The organism is Nocardia carnea, assembly GCF_029869215.1.
GTDB classification, from domain to species: domain Bacteria; phylum Actinomycetota; class Actinomycetes; order Mycobacteriales; family Mycobacteriaceae; genus Nocardia; species Nocardia carnea_B.
This window is the reverse complement of the sequence record NZ_JARWPM010000431.1, coordinates 1-17954: the sequence shown is the minus strand read 5'-3', so window position 1 is coordinate 17954 and position 17954 is coordinate 1. Positions and strand designations below refer to the sequence as shown.

Sequence of the window (17954 nt, the reverse complement as noted above, 5' to 3'; positions counted from 1 at the left end):
ACACCCCGTGGTGGGGCCCCCCGCCACGGGGGTTCGGGTTACACCCCGCCCCCACCCGCCTGTGACACCTCCCGTGCCGCCCACTGCCCGGCCCCCGGGGGGCCCCACGGCCCGGGGGCGCCCCGCCACGGGGCCGGTCGTTTACGTGCGGCACGGCGGACTCGGCGCGGTCGGCAGACGCGCGGATTCCTCGGCGCTTCGGGAGCGCCCTGCGGTGCGCGGGGCCGAACCGGTCGGGCGAAAAGCCCGCCTCGGGACCCGTCGGTATGGATCGGAGGATCCCCTCGGTCCTCGTGCTAGGTTCCGCGCAACCCGTCCAGGAGGGTCGTGAGGATCGGGGTGCGGCGGGTGTCGGCGCGCAGGACCGCGGAGACCGGGATGCGCAGGCGCTGGTCGGCCAGGGCGAGGGTGGCGATACCCTCGGTCGAGCTGTTGGCGTAGAGCGCGGTCCAGGCGTCGGGGTGGTTGATCAGTTCCATGGTGGCCGTGTGGTCGGGGGGAATCGGCGGGCCGTAGGTGGGGCCGACGGGCAGGTCGGCGAAGGCGGCGCGGATGACATTGTGGATGAGGACCTGCTCGGATTCCGGGGGGAGCAGTAGCGGATAGGCGCTGAGTTCGGAGAGGGTGACATCGGTGCGGCCGGCCAGCGGGTGCGCGGGGGCGGTGGCGAGGGTGAGATCCTCCACCCACAGTTGTTCCACGATCAGGCCAGCCTGTTGCACACTGCCGCGGATCAGCGCCAGATCGCAGTCGCCGTCGGCCACCGCGGCCACCCGCTGGCGGAAGGGTTTGATGACGAATTCGATCTCCGCGCCCGGATGGGCCTCGCGGGCGCCGGCGATCGCCGACAGCGATCTCGTGGCAAAGGACATATTCGCCGTGAGCCGCACCCGTGGGCCGGTGGTGCGGATCGACGCCCGGATCGCCGATTCGAGCCCTAGCATTTGCTTCGCTAGCGGTAGTAACCTTGTGCTCGCGTCGGTGGGGACGACCGATCGGGTCGAGCGTTCGAAGAGCTGGACGCCGAGGTCGTGCTCGAGCCGGGCGATCTGATGACTGATCGCCGATTGCGAGATGAAACAGCGGGCCGCGGCCCGGCTGAAACTGAGCTCCTCGCACACCGCGACGAAGTACGTGAGCTGCCGAAGTTCCATCTCCACCTTCATTCATGACGAGATCAGATAAGAGTCATCTCAATTATGCGCCCTGAACCCTGAAATATCTTGGTTCTGGATGACGGTTCCTCATGAGTGAAGGAGGTTGTCATGCAGAACGTCACGGAGATCGGCGCCGGCGTCGAGTACGCGGATGTCGTGATCATCGGATCGGGTTTCGGTGGGCTCGCCGCCGCCAAGCAGCTGGCGAAGGCGGGTGTCGATTATGTCCTGATCTCGAGCACGCCGGAACACCTGTTCCAGCCGCTGCTGTACCAGGTCGCCACCGGGGTGTTGGCGTCCGATGAGATCGCACCCCCCATCGCGAACATCCTGCGCCGGCACAAGGAGGCGGATGTGCGGCTGGGCAAGGTCACGGCCATCGAGCCCGATGCCGCGATCCTCACCTACGAAACCCCAGAGGGAAGCCGGCGCATCCGCTACGGTTCGCTGATCGCGGCGACGGGCGCCAGCCAGTCGTATTTCGGGCGTGACGACTTCGCCGACAAAACCTATTCACTGAAGACCATCGACGACGCGAAGTTGCTGCGCGCCCAGATCCAGCGGGTGTTCGCCGAAGCGGCCGACGCGGATCCGGAAACCCGTAAGCGGTTGCTGTCGTTCGTGGTGGTCGGTGCCGGCGCCACGGGTGTGGAGGTCGCCGGGCAGCTGAAGGAACTCGCCAAGCGCTACTACCACGAGGATGTCTCGGTCACCTTGGTGGAAGGCGCGGGTGCGGTGCTGCCGCCGTTCGGCGGCGGACTCTCGGAATACGCGAAGAAATCGCTCACCCGCAGCGGCGTGGAAGTATTGCTCGGCACCTTCGTGACCGATATCGAGGACGGGCGGGTCACGGTCAAGGACAAAGAGGGCACCCAGCGGCAGATCGAAGCCGAGACCATCGTGTGGTCGGCGGGTGTGCAGGCGGGCGGGTTCGCGAAACTGCTCGCCGAAGCCACCGGCTGCGAAACCGACCGCGCCGGCCGCTTGCTGATCAACCCCGACCTGACCGTCGGCGGCTACGCCGATATCTACGCGATCGGCGATATGACCTCGCTCAACGGCTATCCCGGCCAGTCGCCGGTCGCCATGCAGGAGGGCCGCCACGCCGCCGATATCATCAGCCGCGACAAACACCCCGGCACGCCGTTCGTGTACTGGGACAAGGGCAGCATGGCGGTGATCAGCCGGTTCAGCGCCGTCACCAAACTCAACGAACGCATCACCTTCCGCGGCCCGATCGCGTGGTTCATCTGGCTGGCGGTACACCTGTTCTATCTGGTCGGCTTCCGCAACCGGTTCGCGGCGGTGCTGTCGTGGCTGGTGTCGTTCATCGGAACCGGCCGGCCCGGGTTCGACGAAGTCGACGGGCAGTGGCGCGCCCGGGTCGCGGAACCGGAACGCTTTGTCGCATAGTGCTCGGAGCTGGTCCGGCCTGATCCACACCACCCGCCGTGCCGCGCGGCGGGTGGCCTTTCCGCTCCGTAGGGACCGGTGGTAGCGCGGAATCGGTCGGCCGGGTAATTATCAACGGGTTCGGTGATCCGTACGGTTCCCGGTGCGATGCGTCCACTACCGGCCCAGTGGGCGAACTTCGGGGAACCTGCTGGTAAACGCCTGGTGTGATCTACATCTCGTTAACCGAACCGGCATACCGGCGACACTTCACGGACGCTCCGGCGCAGTCTCGGACTGGCCTCCTTAGCCTTATGGCTATTACGTCCGTGCTGACAGCGCCGGCTCGACCGGCCGGCAGCGAGGATCACCGGTCCCGATACGCACTGATCGTCTCCTCCGATACCGACCATCGCATCGCGGCGCAGCGACTGCGGTACAACGTTTTCGCCAGCGAACCCGGTTTCCAGATTCCCGACGACGGTACGGGGCTGGACGCGGACCGATTCGACGACCATTGCGACCATATGCTGGTCCGCGACGAGGTCACCGGTGAATTCGTCGGTTGCTACCGGATGCTGCCGCCGGACAAGGTCGCGGCGGCCGGCGGTTACTACACGGCCACCGAGTTCGACCTGACGGCGCTGGATCCGGCCGGTATGCGGATCGTCGAGATGGGCCGGGCCTGTGTGGTGCCCGAACACCGCAACGGGTCGGTCCTCACCCTCATGTGGGCCGGGATCCTGCACTACATCCAGCTCACCGGCTACGACTGGGTGATGGGCTGCGCGTCGGTGCCCATGCGCAACCGGCCGGAGGATCCGGCCGGGGTGAATGTACGCGGAGTGCGCGACCTGCTGTTGAGCAAGCATGCGTGCGCACCGGAGAAGCGGGTGCGGCCCTACCGCCCGGTGGTGGTGGACGGAGTGGCGCTCGACGATCTGCCCGCGCCCGCCCGCCCGAAACTGCCGCCGCTGCTCAACGGATACCTGCGGCTCGGCGCCGAGATCTGCGGGGAACCCGCGCACGACCCGGATTTCGCGGTGGCAGATTTCGTGGTGCTGCTGGGGCTCGACACGATCAACACCCGCTATCTGGACCGGTTGCGCGGCGCGGCCGCGAATTTCGACGGTGGGCGGTGAACCGATGCCGGGTAAGGCACTGGAAGAGCAGTCCACCGAAGTAGCGTTACCGCAGCATTCGTGGATGCCCGCAAGCCCGTGCGGGCCCGGCTGTGTGCAGCACAGCGCCGAGGTCGGTGTGCTGCGTGCCGGGCTGCGGGCCGTGAGTGCGCTGTCGATACTGGCCGCTTATCCGTTCGTGCATATCGTCACGCCGCCGTCGCGGCGGTCGGTGGTGCAGCGGAGGTTCGCGGGAATGTTGTTGCGCAGCTGCGGTATCCGCCTGCGAGTCGTGGATCGCCGCGGCGGTGCGGGGCGTTCGCTGTTCGCGCCGTCCGGTACCGGTGTCCTGGTGGCCTGCGGGCATATCGGCTGGGCCGACATCATCGTACTGGCGTCGGTACAACCGCTGGCGTTCGTGGCGCGTGCGGATCTGATCGAGTGGCCGTTGCTCGGGCGGCTGGCCCGGATCATGCGGGTCATCCCGATCGAGCGGGAGCGGCTGCGGCAGCTACCGGATGTGGTGGAGCAGGTGGGGCAGCGGCTGGTCGCCGGTGAGCGGATCGGATTCTTCCCCGAGGGCACCACCTGGTGCGGCCGGGCCTACGGGAAGCTGCGGCCCGCGCTGTTCCAGGCCGCCGTGGACACCGGGACCCCGGTGCAGCCGGTACGGCTGCGCTATCTGGACCGGCACGGTCATCGATCGACCGTCCCGGGGTTCGTGGGCGACGATACGTTGCTCGGTTCGGTGACCCGGGTGCTGCGGGCGCGAGGTCTCACCGCCGAGGTCGTACTGGCGCCCGTCGAGCAGCCGGGGGACGACCGGAAGGATCTGGCGCGGCGGTGCGAGCTGGCGGTGCGGGCGGAAGAACTTTCCGATGCCGCGCACGCGGTGCTCGCCGCGGCCGATCGGCAGTTGACGAAGGCGGTGGCCACACCGGCCGCCTGATCGAACGCGGGGCTTCGGCCGGGTCCGGAAACGGGCCCGGCCGTTCCTGCGCTTCTGATGGGTCGCTCATGTATGTACCGCTGTATAACGGTAACGTGGTGCGATTGGATCAGAAGGCGCTCCCGGTGCCGGGAAGGCCCGGCAGTCCGATCGCCGGCAACAGCAGATGCGGCAGCGCCGGCAGCTGTACCTGCGGTATCGGCAGGACCGCGGGCGGTGCCGGCGGGATGTAGGGGTTGGGCACGTTCCAGGTCTGGTTCGGGGTGCTGCCGCCGTGGTTCTCCCGATCCCAGTCGACCGGCGCGTCGTAGTCGCTACCCCGGTTGCCGCCGTATCCCGGATGCGAATCATGGTTCGCGTAGCCGTTGCCGCCGGTGTTGAACTCGTCGTTCCAGCCGTCGTAATTGTGCTGGTTGTGGTCGCGATAGCCGTAGTTGCCGTTGTCGTCCCAGCCGTAGTCGTTGTCGCCGACGCCGTAATCGCCGGAGTCGTTGTCACCGAAATTGTTGTCGCCGAAGCCGTGGCTGTCGTCGTTGCCGAAGCCGCTCGAATCGTCGGAATCGCTGATCGTGGTCGCGGTGACCGGGTCGGCCAGGGCGGTGCCGGCGGTGACGGCGACCGGCGCGAGGGCGATGACCGCGAGGGCCGCGATGCGGGCGGCGATACGGCGGGTGCGCTGTGCGGGGGTTCGGTTCATCGTGGAGTCCTCACTCGTCACGCCCCGGTGGAGCTGCGGGGCGGAGCACCCTGTGGGCGCTTTATCGATACATCATCTACCGTACCGCTGACTAACGGTACGATCAATAGGTAATTCTGTGTTGGCCGTTTCCGGTTACAGCGGCCCGGCGTTACCGGACACCGGCGTGGTGTTCCGGCACGTGGGTGGCTCCCGGAGCCGCGAGTCGGGTGGGCCGTTGTGGGCTGTCGCCGGGAAACCCGGCTACGGTGGTTCCCAGTGGGCGCGCACAGCCCGCTTCGCTCCCGAGATCAGCAGAGACGTCAACCGAGCAGGTCCGCCGGCGTGGGCGGTGGCCGTTCGGCAGCGATATCGACAAGGCCGCCGGTGGCCGGTGCCGGTGGTGATTCAGGACGGTTCCGGCTCCGGCGAACCGATCGACTACCCAGGATTGCGGGGCAGTGAAGTATGGCGATAGGCCAGGTGGCGGTGTACGCGCATTTGAGCGCCACTGAAATCGAGGCGCTCGGTAGCGAACTCGACGAGATCCGGCGCGAGATCGTGGACGCTCTCGGCGCCCGCGACGCGCGGTATATCCGGCGCACCATCGCCGCCCAGCGGGCCCTGGACGCGGTCTCCCGGCTGCTGATCGGCTACAGCCGGCGGCGGACCGGCCGGCTCGCGGGTACCGGCGGCCTGGCACTGGCGAAGATCATCGAGAACATGGAGATCGGCCACAATGTGAGCCACGGCCAGTGGGACTGGATGAACGATCCGGAAATCCACTCCACCACGTGGGAGTGGGATATGGCCGGTCTCTCCGCGCAGTGGCGGCACGCCCACAACTACCGGCACCACCTCTACACCAACGTGCTGGGGCTCGACGACGATATCGGGTTCGGCGTCATGCGGGTGACCCGTGACGAGCGCTGGCGGCCCGGGCATCTGCTGCAACCCCTGCGGAACGTCCTGCTGGCGGCCACTTTCGAATGGGGAATCGCGTCGCAGGGCTGGTATCTGGAACGCAAGTTCGGGCGCACGCCGGCAGGTGGCGGCGGCCGCGGGCTGGCGGCGAAGATCGCCCGGCAGGTAGGTAAGGACTACGTGGTCTTCCCCGCGTTGAGCGGCCGCCGGTGGCGCCGCACACTGGCTGCGAACGCCGTCGCCAACCTGATCCGCAACCTGTGGGCGTATCTGGTGATCTCCTGCGGTCATTTCCCCGACGGCGCGGAGAAGTTCGAACCCGGTGCGGTACACGACGAGACGCGCGCGCAATGGTATCTACGGCAGATGCTCGGCACCGCGAATTTCGCGGCCGGACCGGTACTCGCCTTTCTCAGCGGGCATCTGTCCCACCAGATCGAACACCACCTGTTCCCGGATCTGCCGAGCAACCGCTATCCGCAGATCGCGGTGCGCGTGCGGGAAGTCTGCGAAAAATACGATCTGCCGTATACGACGGGGCCGCTCCCGCGGCAGGCCCTGCTCAGTCTGCGCACGATCCACAAACTCGCGCTACCGGATAGCCTGCTGACCGCGACCGCCGATGATGCGCCCGAAACGGCCTCCGAACGCAGATTCGCGGTAGGGGGCCGCGGCGGCGAAACATCACCGGTGGGCGGCCTGCGCACCGCGTTGCGGCGGGGAAAGACGACGGCCCCGGGCGGTAGCGCGTAGGGTGGAGAGGGCCCTGTCCCCGCGCACCCCCGTGCCGCGGGCCCTGGACCATCGGGTTGACGCGCAATCCGGTCCCCCCGGGCCGAGTCAGGAGTATCGATCACAGCACCGGATCCGATCGGGACCCGGGCGCTGCCCATGACGACCGAGCGGGATGCCGGGATGCGCGGCACAACCGGCATCCGGCTCCACAGGCGGATAGGGCCGGGCAGCGTACCGGCCGGATATCCGAGGCCCGCGCCGCCCGCCGCGACCACGCCGTGCGCCCTTCGCGACACCATCTACGACCGGAGTTTTTTATGCACGAGAACAATCTGTTCAGTCACGTCCCCGCAGAACCCGAGGTCTATCCGACCCCGGCCATCGCGGACCAGCCGGTGTTCTCCAACGCCGCCGGCGAGCACCGCGCCGCCGGCGAGACGGTAGCCGACGAGGGCGCCGAGCGGCCCTGACGGCACCGGCGAGCCGTCGACCGGCACGAGCATCGAGCGCGGGTGGGTGGTGATCCGCTCCCCGCGGCCGGGTCAGAAGATTCGCAGATTCCCGATATAGATCCTGCCGCCGATCGCGACCGGTATGTACTCGCTGGTGATCTCCCATACCTGATCGGTGGCGTCCCACACCTCCAGTGAGTGGCCCGCACCGGTGGATTCGGTGGCCACGGCGATCCGGGCGCCGTCGGTGCCGAGCGGCGCACCCCGCGGTATGTAGCCGGGGATCACGGCTTCACCGGTGTAGGCGTCGATCACCCGACCCGAGTCCGAGGTGGCGATCAACGTGCCGATACCGCGTAGCCGCAGCGTTTCGGAACTGATTTCCTCGCCGGAGGACTCGTGCTCCCACAGCACGGTCCCGGTGCGGGGGCCGATCCCCGCATACGTCGTCTTGTCACCGTCGATCCGGACGACGATCGGTACCGGCGTTTCGACCGGGTCGTCCTCGAAGGCGGTCGGTACGTGCGGGCTCGGGTGCCAGCCCGCCGCGATATCCGTGGTTTCGGCGCCGTCGCGGTCGTATACCGCGGGCGGGGAGCCGCCCTCGGCGACAAGGAAACCGTCGGCGAAAACGTTCCACTGATCGTTGCCGATCTCCTCGGCCGAATCGCGCCGGAACACCTCGCGGCCGTCTTCGAGCCGGATCACCCGGAATTCCCATTTCGAGAGCGGCTGCGCCGGGGCCGGGGCGGATTTGATCACCGCCAGCCGGGCCACCTCGAATACGTCGATCCAATGATGGGTTTCGAGTGCGGGCCGGGCATCGGGCCAGCTGATCGCCGGCAGCTCCCGGCCGTCGGTACCGACGGACCGCAACATCGGCGGCCACCCGTCATCGGTGCTGTCCACGAATACGAACCGTTCGCCGGCGGCGGTCAGATCGAAAACATGTTCCCGAGCGGCAATGGTGCTGACGATCCGGCCGGTCGCGAGATCGATGACCACGACGGCATCATCCGGTACCGCCGCGCCCTGCAGACCGCAGGCGGCGGCCGAACGGGTGTCGTCGACCACGCATCGGTCCAGATTCCGCTGACGCGCGTCGACCTCGATCGGTGCGGTGCCCTCCCGCAGCCGGCCGGTGTTCGCATCGACGATATCGAGGTAGTCGAGGGTGCTGCCGTCCGCCAGGCGGACTTCGCGGTGCACGAGGACGATTTCGGCGTCCCCGCCGAGCGCTACGGTGTCCTGTACCTCGGAGCCGGGTGGGCCGGGGGTTTCCTGCAGCGTCCAGACCGGACTGTCCGGCCGGCTGTTCAGTGCCGGCAGGATCGGCGTCACCGGCCGGCGGGGCAACTGCGCCGCTTCCCCGGCTACCGCGTTCTGCTCAGTTGCCCGCACTCCGAGCACGCCGGCCACCACCAGCACCGCCGCGGCGACCGAAGCTCCGATGAGCAGTGCGGTCCGGCGGCGGGTCGTCCGCGGTTCCCGGAGCACCGGCGGTGATGCCGGCGGAAGCCGGTCCTGCTGTCCACTTCCCGTGGCCGGGGCGGTTCTTGTTGCCGGATAACGGCCGGCCGGAGCCCGCGGCGGCAACAGCAGGGCATGAGCGAGTGCGGCCGCGAAATCCTTGCTGCTGGGAAACCGCTGCTCCGGTGTTTTCGCCAGCGCCCGGGCCAGTACCGAATCGACGTGCGGTGAGAGATCCGGCCGGTACCCGCGCACGCTCGGCACCGGCTGCTGCGCATGGGCCATGATCACCGCGACCGGGTTGGTCCCGGTGAACGGCTGTGTCCCGGTAAGCATATGGAAAGCAGTGGCGGCCAGCGCATACTGATCCGATCGCGGGTCGACCGGGAGTCCCTGCATCTGCTCCGGTGAGGCGTAGGCGACAGTGCCGACGGTCAGGCCGGTGCCGGTGAGATCCGAGGTCTCCAAACCTTTCCGGGCGATCCCGAAATCGGTCAGCAGATAATGACCCGTACCGGCGAGCAGGATGTTCGCGGGTTTGACATCCCGGTGAACCAGCCCACGGGCGCCCGCGTAGTCGAGTGCGTCGGCCACCTCGGTGACAGCGCGCGCCACATCGGCCACGGGTAACCCACCCGGCGCAGCCCGCAGAATCGCCGAAACATCGAGACCGTCGATCAACTCCAGCGCGATCCACAACCGCCCGTCGGATTCGCCACGGTCGTGAATGCCGACGATGCCGGGATGCGACAACTGCGACGCCAGATCGGCCTCACGCTCGAACCGGCGCCGATAGGAGTCGTCCCGCGCGAGCGGCGCGGCAAGTACCTTCACCGCGTCCGATCGCGGTAACCGCGGATGCCGGGCGGCGTATACCTCACCCATACCACCGGCGCCGAGCAGACGTTCGATGAGATAACCGGCGAATACCGATCCGGGCGTCATCGTGGCCAACGTCCGATTCCTCCCGTCCACGCCGGTCCGATGATCACACCGTATTCCGCACGCGCGGGCAACATCGGCGACCGCGCGCCCGCCGGCTCGCGCGCCCGCGCGGCGCCGGTCGTGGCGGCAACGTCCCCGAGTACCCGAAGCCGGCCGAGCCGACGTGATCATCGTGGAGTTCAGTGCCGGGGCAGGCGCGGAGCCTTCGAGCCGACACCGGCCCCTCGTTCGTCCGGCAGTGAACGTGCCGGGCCGACCACCGAACGACCGCGGGAGACGCCGGCTGCCGGACGGTTGCGGCGCCGGCGTCCGGGGATACCTGCCACCACCGGTCCCAGCCCCCACCGCACGAGGCTGATCACCCCGAAGGGGAGAACGAAGATGAACAGGATCAGCGCCGCGCCGTAGGTGATTCCCGCGGCCGACTGGTCGATATCCGCGGTCCACTGCGGGACATACACGACGAAGAACGCGCCGAACACCACACCGGGTACCGTGCCCAGGCCGCCGACGACGATCATGGTGATGAAGGCGATCGCGAGCGGTAGCCCGAACGCCTCCGGTCCCACGTATTGGACGACGAAGCTGTAGAGCACACCGCCCGCCCCGGCGAGTGCGGCACTGAACGCGAACACAGTCGTCTTGGTGCGGGTCGCGGGGACACCGAGCGTGGTGGCGACCGCCTCGTAGTCGCGGATCGCGAGCAGCGACCGCCCGATCCGGCCGGTGGCGAGCCGGCGCACCACCAGGTACGCGAGGAGCGCCACGGCCAGGCACAGGTAGTAGACCCACTGATCGCGTTCCAGTCCGGTGAATTCCGGGGCTTCGGCGGCGGAGATGTTGATGCCGGCGTGCCCGTCCGTGACATGTTCGAACCGTTTGATGACCGCCGGCGTCACCAGTGCGAGACCCAGGGTGGCGAGCGCGAGCTGGAGTCCGTGCAGCCGCAGGGCCGGTAGTCCGAACAAGTACCCGACGACGTAGCAGACCGCGAACGCGAGTGGGATCAGCAGTGGATACGGAACGCCGTGGTGCTCCACCAGTACGGCGCTCAGGTACGCGCCGAGCGCGAAGAAGAAGCCGTGACCCAGCGAGATCTGACCGGTGTTGCCGGTCAACAGGTTCAGCCCCAGTCCGACCACGACGTACACCAGCACCATGGACCGGTCGAAATTCACATAGGGCGCGGATACCAGCGGTGCCACCGCGGCGACGAGAACGATCAGGATCACCGTCGCCCGGGAAAGCCATACCGGCGCGTCGAGTTCGGCGCGGGGCCGGCGCAGTTGTTCGAGGATTCTCATACCCGTGCCACCTTCCGGGCGCCGAACAGGCCTTCGGGCTTCAGTAGCAACACCCCGAGGATCAGGACGAGCGCCACCGCCTGTTTGAAATCGTGTCCGATCCAGGAGATATAGGTTCCGGCGAGGTTCTCGGCGACTCCCACACACAGCCCGCCGACGATCGCACCGACCGGACTGTCGAGGCCGCCGAGGACCGCGGCGGCGAACGCGTAGATCAGCGAGGCGACCAGCATGTTCGGTTGCAAGAACAGCTGGGGCGCCGCCAGCGAGGCGGCGAGCGCGCCGATGGCGGCGGCAAGTCCCCACCCGAGCGTCAGCATCCGGCCGACCGGCACTCCGACCAGTTGCGCGGAATCCGGGTTCCCGGCGGCCGCCCGCATCGCCAATCCGATCCGAGTCCGCTGGAAGAGCACGAACAGCAGGGCGGCGACCACCACCACCGCCGCCACGATCACCACGGACTGCCGCGACAGCACCACCGGGCCCAGCGTGAGCACCGGACCCGCGACCAGCGCCGGGAACTCGCGGCTCTGCACGCCCCAGATCCACCCGGCCGCACTGTTGAGCAGCAACATCAATCCGAGCGTGATGATGACCAGCGGCATATGGTTCGGCGATCCGGCGAGCGGGCGGATCAGCACCCGCTCGGTGACCGCGCCGCCGAGGAACGCCACCGCCATCGCCCCCAGGACGGCGAGGTACAGCGGAGCGCCCCAGTGATGGAACTGCCAGGCGAAGAACGCCGAGAACATCGCCATCTCGCCCTGGGCGAAATTCACGATCCCGGACGCCCGGTAGACCAGGACGATACTGAGCGCGAACGCGGCGTAGAGCGCACCCCACGTCAGCCCGTCCACCACTTGTTGCAGAAATACCTGCATGACCACTTTCTCCTGTGCTCAATATCCGAGGTAGGCGCGCCGCAGCGATTCGTCGCCGGCGAGACTGTGCGCGGGCCGCCGGTCGACCACGCGCCCGGCGTCGACGAGCACCGCCGAGGTGGCGATCCCGAGAGCGAGATGGGCGTTCTGTTCGACGACGAGGATGGTGGTGCCGGTGTCCGCGTTGATCCTGGCGAGGGCCCGGAACACTTCCTGGGTGATACGGGGCGCCAGCCCGAGTGAAGGCTCGTCGAGCAACAGCAGTCGCGGTCCGGCCACCAGGGCCCGGGCGATGGCCAGCATCTGCTGTTCCCCGCCGCTGAGCCCTGCGGCGGGCTGGCGCCGGCGTTCGCGCAGCCGGGGGAAGAAGTCGTACCACCGGTCGATCGCCTGTTCGGTGGCCGCCGTGGAGGTCGTGTACCCGCCGATCCGCAGGTTCTCCTCGACGGTCAGATCGCCGAATGTCCCGCGGCCCTGCGGTACATGCGCGATACCGAGCCGGGCGATCCGATCCGTGCGCAGCCCGGCGATATCGCGTCCGTCGAACACGATCCGCCCGGTGGTGTGCACCATCGCGCAGATCGACCGCAGGATGGTGGTTTTCCCGGCGCCGTTCGCGCCGAGGACCACCGTCACCTCGCCGGCCGGTACCGCGAAGTCGATGCCGTGCAGTACTTCCGCACTGCCGTAACGGGCATGCAGCCCCTCGACGCTGAGCAGGTTCACGCGGCACCTCCCAGGTACGCCTCGACGACTTCCGGATGCGCCGCGACCTCGGCGGGCTCGCCCTCGGTGACCTTGCGGCCGAAGTTGAGCACCACGACCCGGTCCGAGATCGACATCACCATGGCCATGTGGTGCTCGACCAGCAGCACCGAGAACCCTCGTTCGTCGCGCAGGGCACGGACGGTATCGGCGAGTTCGAGCACCTCCTCGTGGATGAGCCCGTTCGCCGGTTCGTCCAGCATCAGCAGCGCCGGTTGCTGCATCAGCGCCCGGGCGAGTTCGACCCGCTTGAGGGTGCCGTAGGGCAGGTTCCCGGCCGGTTCCGCTCCGAGGTGCGCCAGGTTCATCGAATCGAGCAGGGACCACGCCTGTTCGCGTTCCCGGCGCTCTTCCCGCCGGGTCGGTGGCAGTCCGAGCGCGGTGCGGGCGAAGCCGGCCCGGGTTCGGGAGTATGCACCGGTGAGGACGTTGTCCACCACCGAGAGCGTGGGGAACAGGCCGATGTTCTGGAAGGTGCGGGCGATACCGGCCGCCGCGATTCCGGCGGCGGGCAGGGCCAGCAGATCGGTGTCACCGAACGTGATCTGTCCCGAATCGGGTTGGTAGAGCCGGCTGATGCAGTTGAACAGGGTGGTCTTGCCCGCGCCGTTGGGGCCGATCAGCCCGATGATCCGGCCGGGTTCGATCGTGAACGAGGGGCCGTCGAGCGCGACAACGCCACCGAAGCGCAGCCGCACCTCCTCGACGCGCAGCGCGGGTACCGCCCCGGCGGCCCGAGTCTGCGGCACGGTGCTCATTCCTCGGTGCTGCGGGTGACCACAGCGTCGTAGTGCCAGCTGCCGTTGCGGAAGGTCATCGGCGCCATGGACGTGATCACGTACGGGTAGCCGGGGGTGGTGTCGAAGGTAACGCCTTCGATGGACAGGTCCGTGGTCACGCCCCGCATATTCCCGACGGCCGCGAGCAGGTCGGCTCGGGTGCAGCCCTGCATCTGTTCGAGGGCGGTGACGAGCAGCTGTGCGGTGTTGTAACCCGTGGCCGCGATGGTGTCGGTGGTTTTGATCTTCCCCGCGTTGCGTTCGGCGAACGCCCGCCAGTTCTGCACACCCGGATGGGCGTCGTGTTCCCGGCTGCTCACGTCGTAGATCCAGTAGAAGGAGTGGATTCCCTCGGCGGCGCCCGGGCCGGCCGGCGCGAGGACGAAATTGGTATCGGTGGCACCCGAGTAGATGTAGGTGTCGGGTTTCCAGCTCAGTTCGTTCGCCTTCTTCAGCGACTGGGTGACGAAGCTCGCGGTCGCGAAATTGACGAAGACATCGGCGCCGGAATTCGCCAGATTGACGATCTGCGAATCCACCGACGGCGTCGTCTGCTCGTAGGACTGCTCGGCGACGATCCGGGTGCCGCTGCCCTCGAGCGCGGACTTCAGCGCGCTCAGGCTGCCGGCCCCGAGACTGTCGTTCGGATAGAGCACGGCGATCTTCGCCTGCGGATGGTCGCGCAGGATCTGCTCGGCTCGCTCGGCGACCTCCCACCCCGTCTGCGGATTCACCGCGCCGGCGACCACGGGCCGCTCGTCGAGTGTGGCGAGGAGTTCGTCGGTGCCGGTCATCGGGAACACCAGCGGGACGTTCTTCTGGGTCAGATAGTCGACAACCGCGAGGGTCGAGGGGGTGCCGACCAGATTCTGGATGGCGAACACCTGCTCTTGTTCGACCAGTGACCGCACATTGCCGACGGTGCGCGCGGGGTCGTAGCCGTCGTCGAGGGCGGTGTAGCTGATCTTGCGGGATTTGCCGTCGCCCATCGCGACGCCGCCCGCGGCGTTGATCTCGTCGAACAGTGCCGTCGCTGCGGCGGCCTGCGCGCCGGCCACGGATTGCATGAGGCTGGTGCCGAACTTGATCTCGGTGTCGGTGATACCGGGATCGCAATCACCCGATGCCGTCGCGGTATCGCGACCGGCGCAGGCGGTGAGGGCGGCGGTGGCGCACAGGGCGGTGAGGCCCACGGCGAGAGTACGTTTCATAGTCGCTCCCAGGGATGAGGGGTACGGAGGCGGGGCAGGATCACCGCTTCGCGGGCCGCGCAACCGATTCGCGCCTCGCGGTGACGAACGCGGTCATGCTGCCTCCTCGGCACGTCCCGATACTGACGTGACAGTCATGTCAGCTTAGGGGAGTGTGACCGGGAACACCGGTGCTGTCAACCGGCTGAGATTGTGTGGATCGTGGATGCGGCCGGGGAAGTGGGTCCGGGTCCGCGCTTGACCGGCGGGGATCGGCGTTCGCAACCGCCCGACTCGGGGAGTGGGAGCAGTTCGTCGGCCGGTGTGGGCGAGGTGCCCTTGGTGTCGAATCGTCGCCGCCGAGTCGGGCGTGTGGTGCTGCGGCGGCCGGGTCAGCGGTGTCTACGGCCGGCCGGGATGGCTGCGGATATGGGGTGAGCGCCGTCGAGTCGCATCCATTCGGGGCGGCCGTTGCTGTCCGGGCGGCTGCGTGCCGGTGGAGATCTCCGGGTAGATGGCGACTCTTGACAGGCGGCGTGTCAGCGATCACACTAGCCGCAGAAAGTGACATGACTGTCACGTCAGTATCAGTTCAGGAGGCATCGGTGCCTGCAGTTCCCGATATGCGCACGCTCGGGCGAGAAGTGAGCAACTGGGGTCGCTGGGGGAGTGACGACGAGCGGGGGACCACGAATCTCATCACCCCGGAGCGGGTCGCGGCCGCGGCCGGCCTGATCCGGTCCGGCCAGGTGTTCCCGCTGGGTATTCCGCTGGACGGGGACGGGCCACAGCCGGGTGGCTTGCGGATCAACCCGATCCGGCTCATGTCCGAGAACGGCCAGGAGCAGGTACTTCCGGGCGGTTTCAAATGGGCCGACGACTACGTCTTCATGCCGCTACAGGCGGGATCGCAATACGATTCGCTGGCCCATGTGCACTACGACGACCAGCTCTACAACGGCTTCCCCGGTGACGGTGTCTCGGTCAAGGGCGCCGGAAAATGCGGTATCCACACCCAGTCGGCGGGAATCGCCGGGCGCGGGGTCCTGCTCGATATCGCGCGGGCACGCGGCGTGGACTGGCTCGAGGCGGGCAGTGCGATCGGTCCCGCGGAACTCGACGAGGTCGCCGCGGCCCAGGGGGTGACGATCGGTGCGGGCGATATCCTGCTGATCCGCACGGGCTGGCGCCGCAAGTTCCTGTCCGATCGTGATGCCGCCGGGTTCATGGCGGGCGAACCGGGACTGAGCCTGAGTTGTGCCACCTGGCTGAAGGAACGCGATGTGGCAGTGGTCGGTTCGGACAATTGGGCCGTCGAGGTGATGCCCGGCGAGAATCCGGGTTCCGCGTTCGAACTCCATATGGTGCTCATCCGGGATATGGGTATGACCCTCGCCGAAATGCTCGACTTCGAGGATCTGGCCGCGGCCTGCGCCGCCGACGGCCGCTACGACTTCTTCTACGCCGGCCCACCGCTGCAGTTCACCCGCGGTATCGGCTCGCCGATCAACCCGCTGGCGATCCGATGAGGACGGGAACGGACACGATCATGATGCTGCGGTGGGAAGGGAACAGAGCCCGTGCTGGTCGGTGACATCGTCGAATACGGCGCACGTAAACATCCGGACCGGATCGCCTTACGGTTCGAAGATCAGCAGATCGGCTACCGGGAGCTGCGGGATCGCAGCCGGCGGCTGGCCGACGCCCTGCTCGGCGTGGCCGCGCCGGGGGACCGGGTCGCCGTACTCTCACCCAATTGCACGGAGTACTTCGACTGCTACTACGGCGTGCCGATGGCCGGGATGGTGCTGACCATCCTGAATTTCCGGTCCCATCCGGATCAGGTGGTGGCGCTGCTGCGGCACTCGGGCGCCGGGGTGCTGATCGTCGCCGCGGAATTCGCCGATCTGGTGGCGCGGATACGGGCCGAAGTCCCCACGGTGCACACTGTGGTGTCCATCGGTGGGCCCGTCGACACCGCCGCGGCGTGGACGGAATTCGTCGGCGGGGCGCGGGCCGTGGAATCGCCGGTACGCCCGGCGGCCGACGAGACCGCGTGGCTGGTGTACACCAGCGGTACGACCGGTATGCCGAAGGGAGTGATGCTCAGCCATCGCAACCTGCTCGCCGGAGTCACGTCGTCGGCGCTGCAATGGGAACTGCCCGAGGACACGGTATTCCTGTTCTGTTTCCCGCTGTGCCATGTGGGCGGATACGTCACGCTGGTCAACCACCTGCTGGGCGCCACGGTCGGCTTCCTCCGGACCTACGACAACGCCACGTTCCTCCGGCTGGTGGACGAATGGCAGGTCACGCAGACCGGTCTGGCGCCGACGATGATCAGTTTCCTGCTCCGTGATCCCGCGCTGGACACCAGTTCGCTGGCCTCGTTGCAGGCGGTCGGTTACGGGTCGGCGGCGATTCCCGCGGCGGTGCTGCGGGAGGGGTTGACGCGGTTCGGCTGCGATTTCTACCAGGGCATGGGGATGACCGAACTGGCCGGCAATGTGCTGCATCTGGATGCCGCGGCGCATCGTCGGGCGGCCGCCGGGGAGACCGGCCTGCTGATGTCGGCGGGTAAACCGATGCGGCTGGCCGATATCCGGGTCGTCGACGACGATTTCGCCGATGTCGCGGTCGGTGAGGTCGGCGAGATGGTCGTCTGCGCCGATCAGGTGACGATCGGTTACTGGAACGATCCGCAGGCGACGGCGGCCGCCTTCACCGACGGCTGGTTCCGTACCGGAGATCTGGTCCGGCAGGACGCCGAGGGTTTCGTCTATATCGTCGACCGGAAGAAGGACCTCATCATCAGCGGCGGTGAGAACGTCGCCTCGCTCACCGTGGAGCAGGCGCTGTACCGGAATCCCGCGGTGGCGGAGGCCGCTGCCGTCGGGGTCCCCGACGAAACGTGGGGTGAGGTGGTCTGCGCGGTCGTGGTGCCGCGGCCCGGGGTGACCGTGGCGGCCGCCGATATCATCGCCGGCTGCCGGGAGCACCTCGCCGGTTTCCAGGTGCCGCGGCGGGGGGGATTAGGGGGGGCGCGAGCCGATAAACGGTGCGGGAATGTACTCAAAAGCGGACGAAGCGGCCGTATTCGTGCTGGCGCTGGTTATGCACCACATCGCCGGTGACGGATTCTCGGTGGCGCCCTTGACCCGCGACGTGATGACCGCGTATGCCGCGCGGTCGGCGGGCGAGGCGCCGGGGTGGG

General features: G+C 67.9%; 15 protein-coding genes. 7 read left to right on the top strand and 8 right to left on the bottom strand.

Annotation, left to right across the window (positions count from 1 at the left end; genetic code table 11):
• Nucleotides 1-296 precede the first annotated feature (296 nt).
• Nucleotides 297-1154: a LysR family transcriptional regulator gene (locus QH276_RS32425; protein WP_280407003.1), complete on the bottom strand. Its 858-nt coding sequence runs from the start codon at nucleotides 1152-1154 to the stop codon at nucleotides 297-299.
• Between the two features lie 111 nt (nucleotides 1155-1265).
• Here QH276_RS32425 and QH276_RS32420 point away from each other — a divergent pair, with 111 nt between their 5' ends.
• From QH276_RS32420 to QH276_RS32410, 3 genes are all read left to right on the top strand, one after another.
• Nucleotides 1266-2570: an NAD(P)/FAD-dependent oxidoreductase gene (locus QH276_RS32420; protein ID WP_280398369.1), complete on the top strand. Its 1305-nt coding sequence runs from the start codon at nucleotides 1266-1268 to the stop codon at nucleotides 2568-2570.
• 293 nt (nucleotides 2571-2863) lie between these two features.
• Nucleotides 2864-3691: a GNAT family N-acetyltransferase gene (locus QH276_RS32415; protein ID WP_280398370.1), complete on the top strand. Its 828-nt coding sequence runs from the start codon at nucleotides 2864-2866 to the stop codon at nucleotides 3689-3691.
• Entirely contained in the window at nucleotides 3681-4619 is a 939-nt protein-coding gene (locus QH276_RS32410; RefSeq protein WP_280407002.1) for a lysophospholipid acyltransferase family protein, read from the top strand. Before QH276_RS32415 ends, QH276_RS32410 begins: the two co-directional genes overlap by 11 nt.
• A 109-nt stretch (nucleotides 4620-4728) precedes the next feature.
• Here the strand turns inward: QH276_RS32410 and QH276_RS32405 are convergent, their stop codons facing one another.
• A complete protein-coding gene (locus tag QH276_RS32405) occupies nucleotides 4729-5316 on the bottom strand; it encodes a hypothetical protein (protein ID WP_280396765.1) in 588 nt (195 codons plus the stop codon).
• Nucleotides 5317-5763: 447 nt separating this feature from the next.
• Between QH276_RS32405 and QH276_RS32400 the strand changes: the two genes are divergently transcribed.
• Together QH276_RS32400 and QH276_RS32395 are read left to right on the top strand one after the other, a co-directional pair.
• Nucleotides 5764-6972, top strand: a complete 1209-nt coding sequence (locus QH276_RS32400) for a fatty acid desaturase family protein (RefSeq protein ID WP_280396764.1) — start codon at nucleotides 5764-5766, stop codon at nucleotides 6970-6972.
• Between the two features lie 299 nt (nucleotides 6973-7271).
• On the top strand, nucleotides 7272-7424 hold the full coding sequence (locus QH276_RS32395; protein WP_280396763.1) for a hypothetical protein: 153 nt from the start codon (nucleotides 7272-7274) through the stop codon (nucleotides 7422-7424).
• Nucleotides 7425-7496: 72 nt separating this feature from the next.
• Here the strand turns inward: QH276_RS32395 and QH276_RS32390 are convergent, their stop codons facing one another.
• From QH276_RS32390 to QH276_RS32365, 6 genes are all read right to left on the bottom strand, one after another.
• Nucleotides 7497-9821, bottom strand: coding sequence for a serine/threonine-protein kinase (locus QH276_RS32390; protein WP_280396767.1), 2325 nt, complete (start codon nucleotides 9819-9821; stop codon nucleotides 7497-7499).
• Between the two features lie 179 nt (nucleotides 9822-10000).
• Nucleotides 10001-11125, bottom strand: a complete 1125-nt coding sequence (locus tag QH276_RS32385) for a branched-chain amino acid ABC transporter permease (protein ID WP_280396762.1) — start codon at nucleotides 11123-11125, stop codon at nucleotides 10001-10003.
• On the bottom strand, nucleotides 11122-12006 hold the full coding sequence (locus QH276_RS32380; RefSeq protein ID WP_280396761.1) for a branched-chain amino acid ABC transporter permease: 885 nt from the start codon (nucleotides 12004-12006) through the stop codon (nucleotides 11122-11124). Before QH276_RS32380 ends, QH276_RS32385 begins: the two co-directional genes overlap by 4 nt.
• An 18-nt stretch (nucleotides 12007-12024) precedes the next feature.
• Complete coding sequence (locus QH276_RS32375) at nucleotides 12025-12732, bottom strand: ABC transporter ATP-binding protein (protein WP_280396760.1); 708 nt, start codon at nucleotides 12730-12732, stop codon at nucleotides 12025-12027.
• A complete protein-coding gene (locus QH276_RS32370; protein ID WP_280396759.1) occupies nucleotides 12729-13529 on the bottom strand; it encodes an ABC transporter ATP-binding protein in 801 nt (266 codons plus the stop codon). The genes QH276_RS32375 and QH276_RS32370 overlap by 4 nt, the downstream gene beginning before the upstream one ends.
• Complete coding sequence (locus tag QH276_RS32365) at nucleotides 13526-14761, bottom strand: ABC transporter substrate-binding protein (RefSeq protein WP_280396758.1); 1236 nt, start codon at nucleotides 14759-14761, stop codon at nucleotides 13526-13528. The genes QH276_RS32370 and QH276_RS32365 overlap by 4 nt, the downstream gene beginning before the upstream one ends.
• Before the next feature lie 602 nt (nucleotides 14762-15363).
• Here QH276_RS32365 and QH276_RS32360 point away from each other — a divergent pair.
• Nucleotides 15364-16269, top strand: coding sequence for a cyclase family protein (locus QH276_RS32360; protein ID WP_280396766.1), 906 nt, complete (start codon nucleotides 15364-15366; stop codon nucleotides 16267-16269).
• A 51-nt stretch (nucleotides 16270-16320) separates the two neighbouring features.
• Nucleotides 16321-17874 (top strand): AMP-binding protein, encoded by a 1554-nt coding sequence (locus QH276_RS32355; RefSeq protein ID WP_280407001.1) that lies wholly within the window; start codon nucleotides 16321-16323, stop codon nucleotides 17872-17874.
• Nucleotides 17875-17954 lie beyond the last annotated feature (80 nt).

Bases quoted from the DNA above. Each gene is read 5' to 3' on its own strand.
- QH276_RS32425 (WP_280407003.1), bottom strand. From the start codon at position 1,154: ATGGAACTTCGGCAGCTCACGTACTTCGTCGCGGTGTGCGAGGAGCTC.
- QH276_RS32420 (WP_280398369.1), top strand. From the start codon at position 1,266: ATGCAGAACGTCACGGAGATCGGCGCCGGCGTCGAGTACGCGGATGTC.
- QH276_RS32415 (WP_280398370.1), top strand. From the start codon at position 2,864: ATGGCTATTACGTCCGTGCTGACAGCGCCGGCTCGACCGGCCGGCAGC.
- QH276_RS32405 (WP_280396765.1), bottom strand. From the start codon at position 5,316: ATGAACCGAACCCCCGCACAGCGCACCCGCCGTATCGCCGCCCGCATC.
- QH276_RS32400 (WP_280396764.1), top strand. From the start codon at position 5,764: ATGGCGATAGGCCAGGTGGCGGTGTACGCGCATTTGAGCGCCACTGAA.
- QH276_RS32395 (WP_280396763.1), top strand. From the start codon at position 7,272: ATGCACGAGAACAATCTGTTCAGTCACGTCCCCGCAGAACCCGAGGTC.
- QH276_RS32390 (WP_280396767.1), bottom strand. From the start codon at position 9,821: ATGACGCCCGGATCGGTATTCGCCGGTTATCTCATCGAACGTCTGCTC.
- QH276_RS32385 (WP_280396762.1), bottom strand. From the start codon at position 11,125: ATGAGAATCCTCGAACAACTGCGCCGGCCCCGCGCCGAACTCGACGCG.
- QH276_RS32380 (WP_280396761.1), bottom strand. From the start codon at position 12,006: ATGCAGGTATTTCTGCAACAAGTGGTGGACGGGCTGACGTGGGGTGCG.
- QH276_RS32370 (WP_280396759.1), bottom strand. From the start codon at position 13,529: ATGAGCACCGTGCCGCAGACTCGGGCCGCCGGGGCGGTACCCGCGCTG.
- QH276_RS32365 (WP_280396758.1), bottom strand. From the start codon at position 14,761: ATGAAACGTACTCTCGCCGTGGGCCTCACCGCCCTGTGCGCCACCGCC.
- QH276_RS32360 (WP_280396766.1), top strand. From the start codon at position 15,364: ATGCGCACGCTCGGGCGAGAAGTGAGCAACTGGGGTCGCTGGGGGAGT.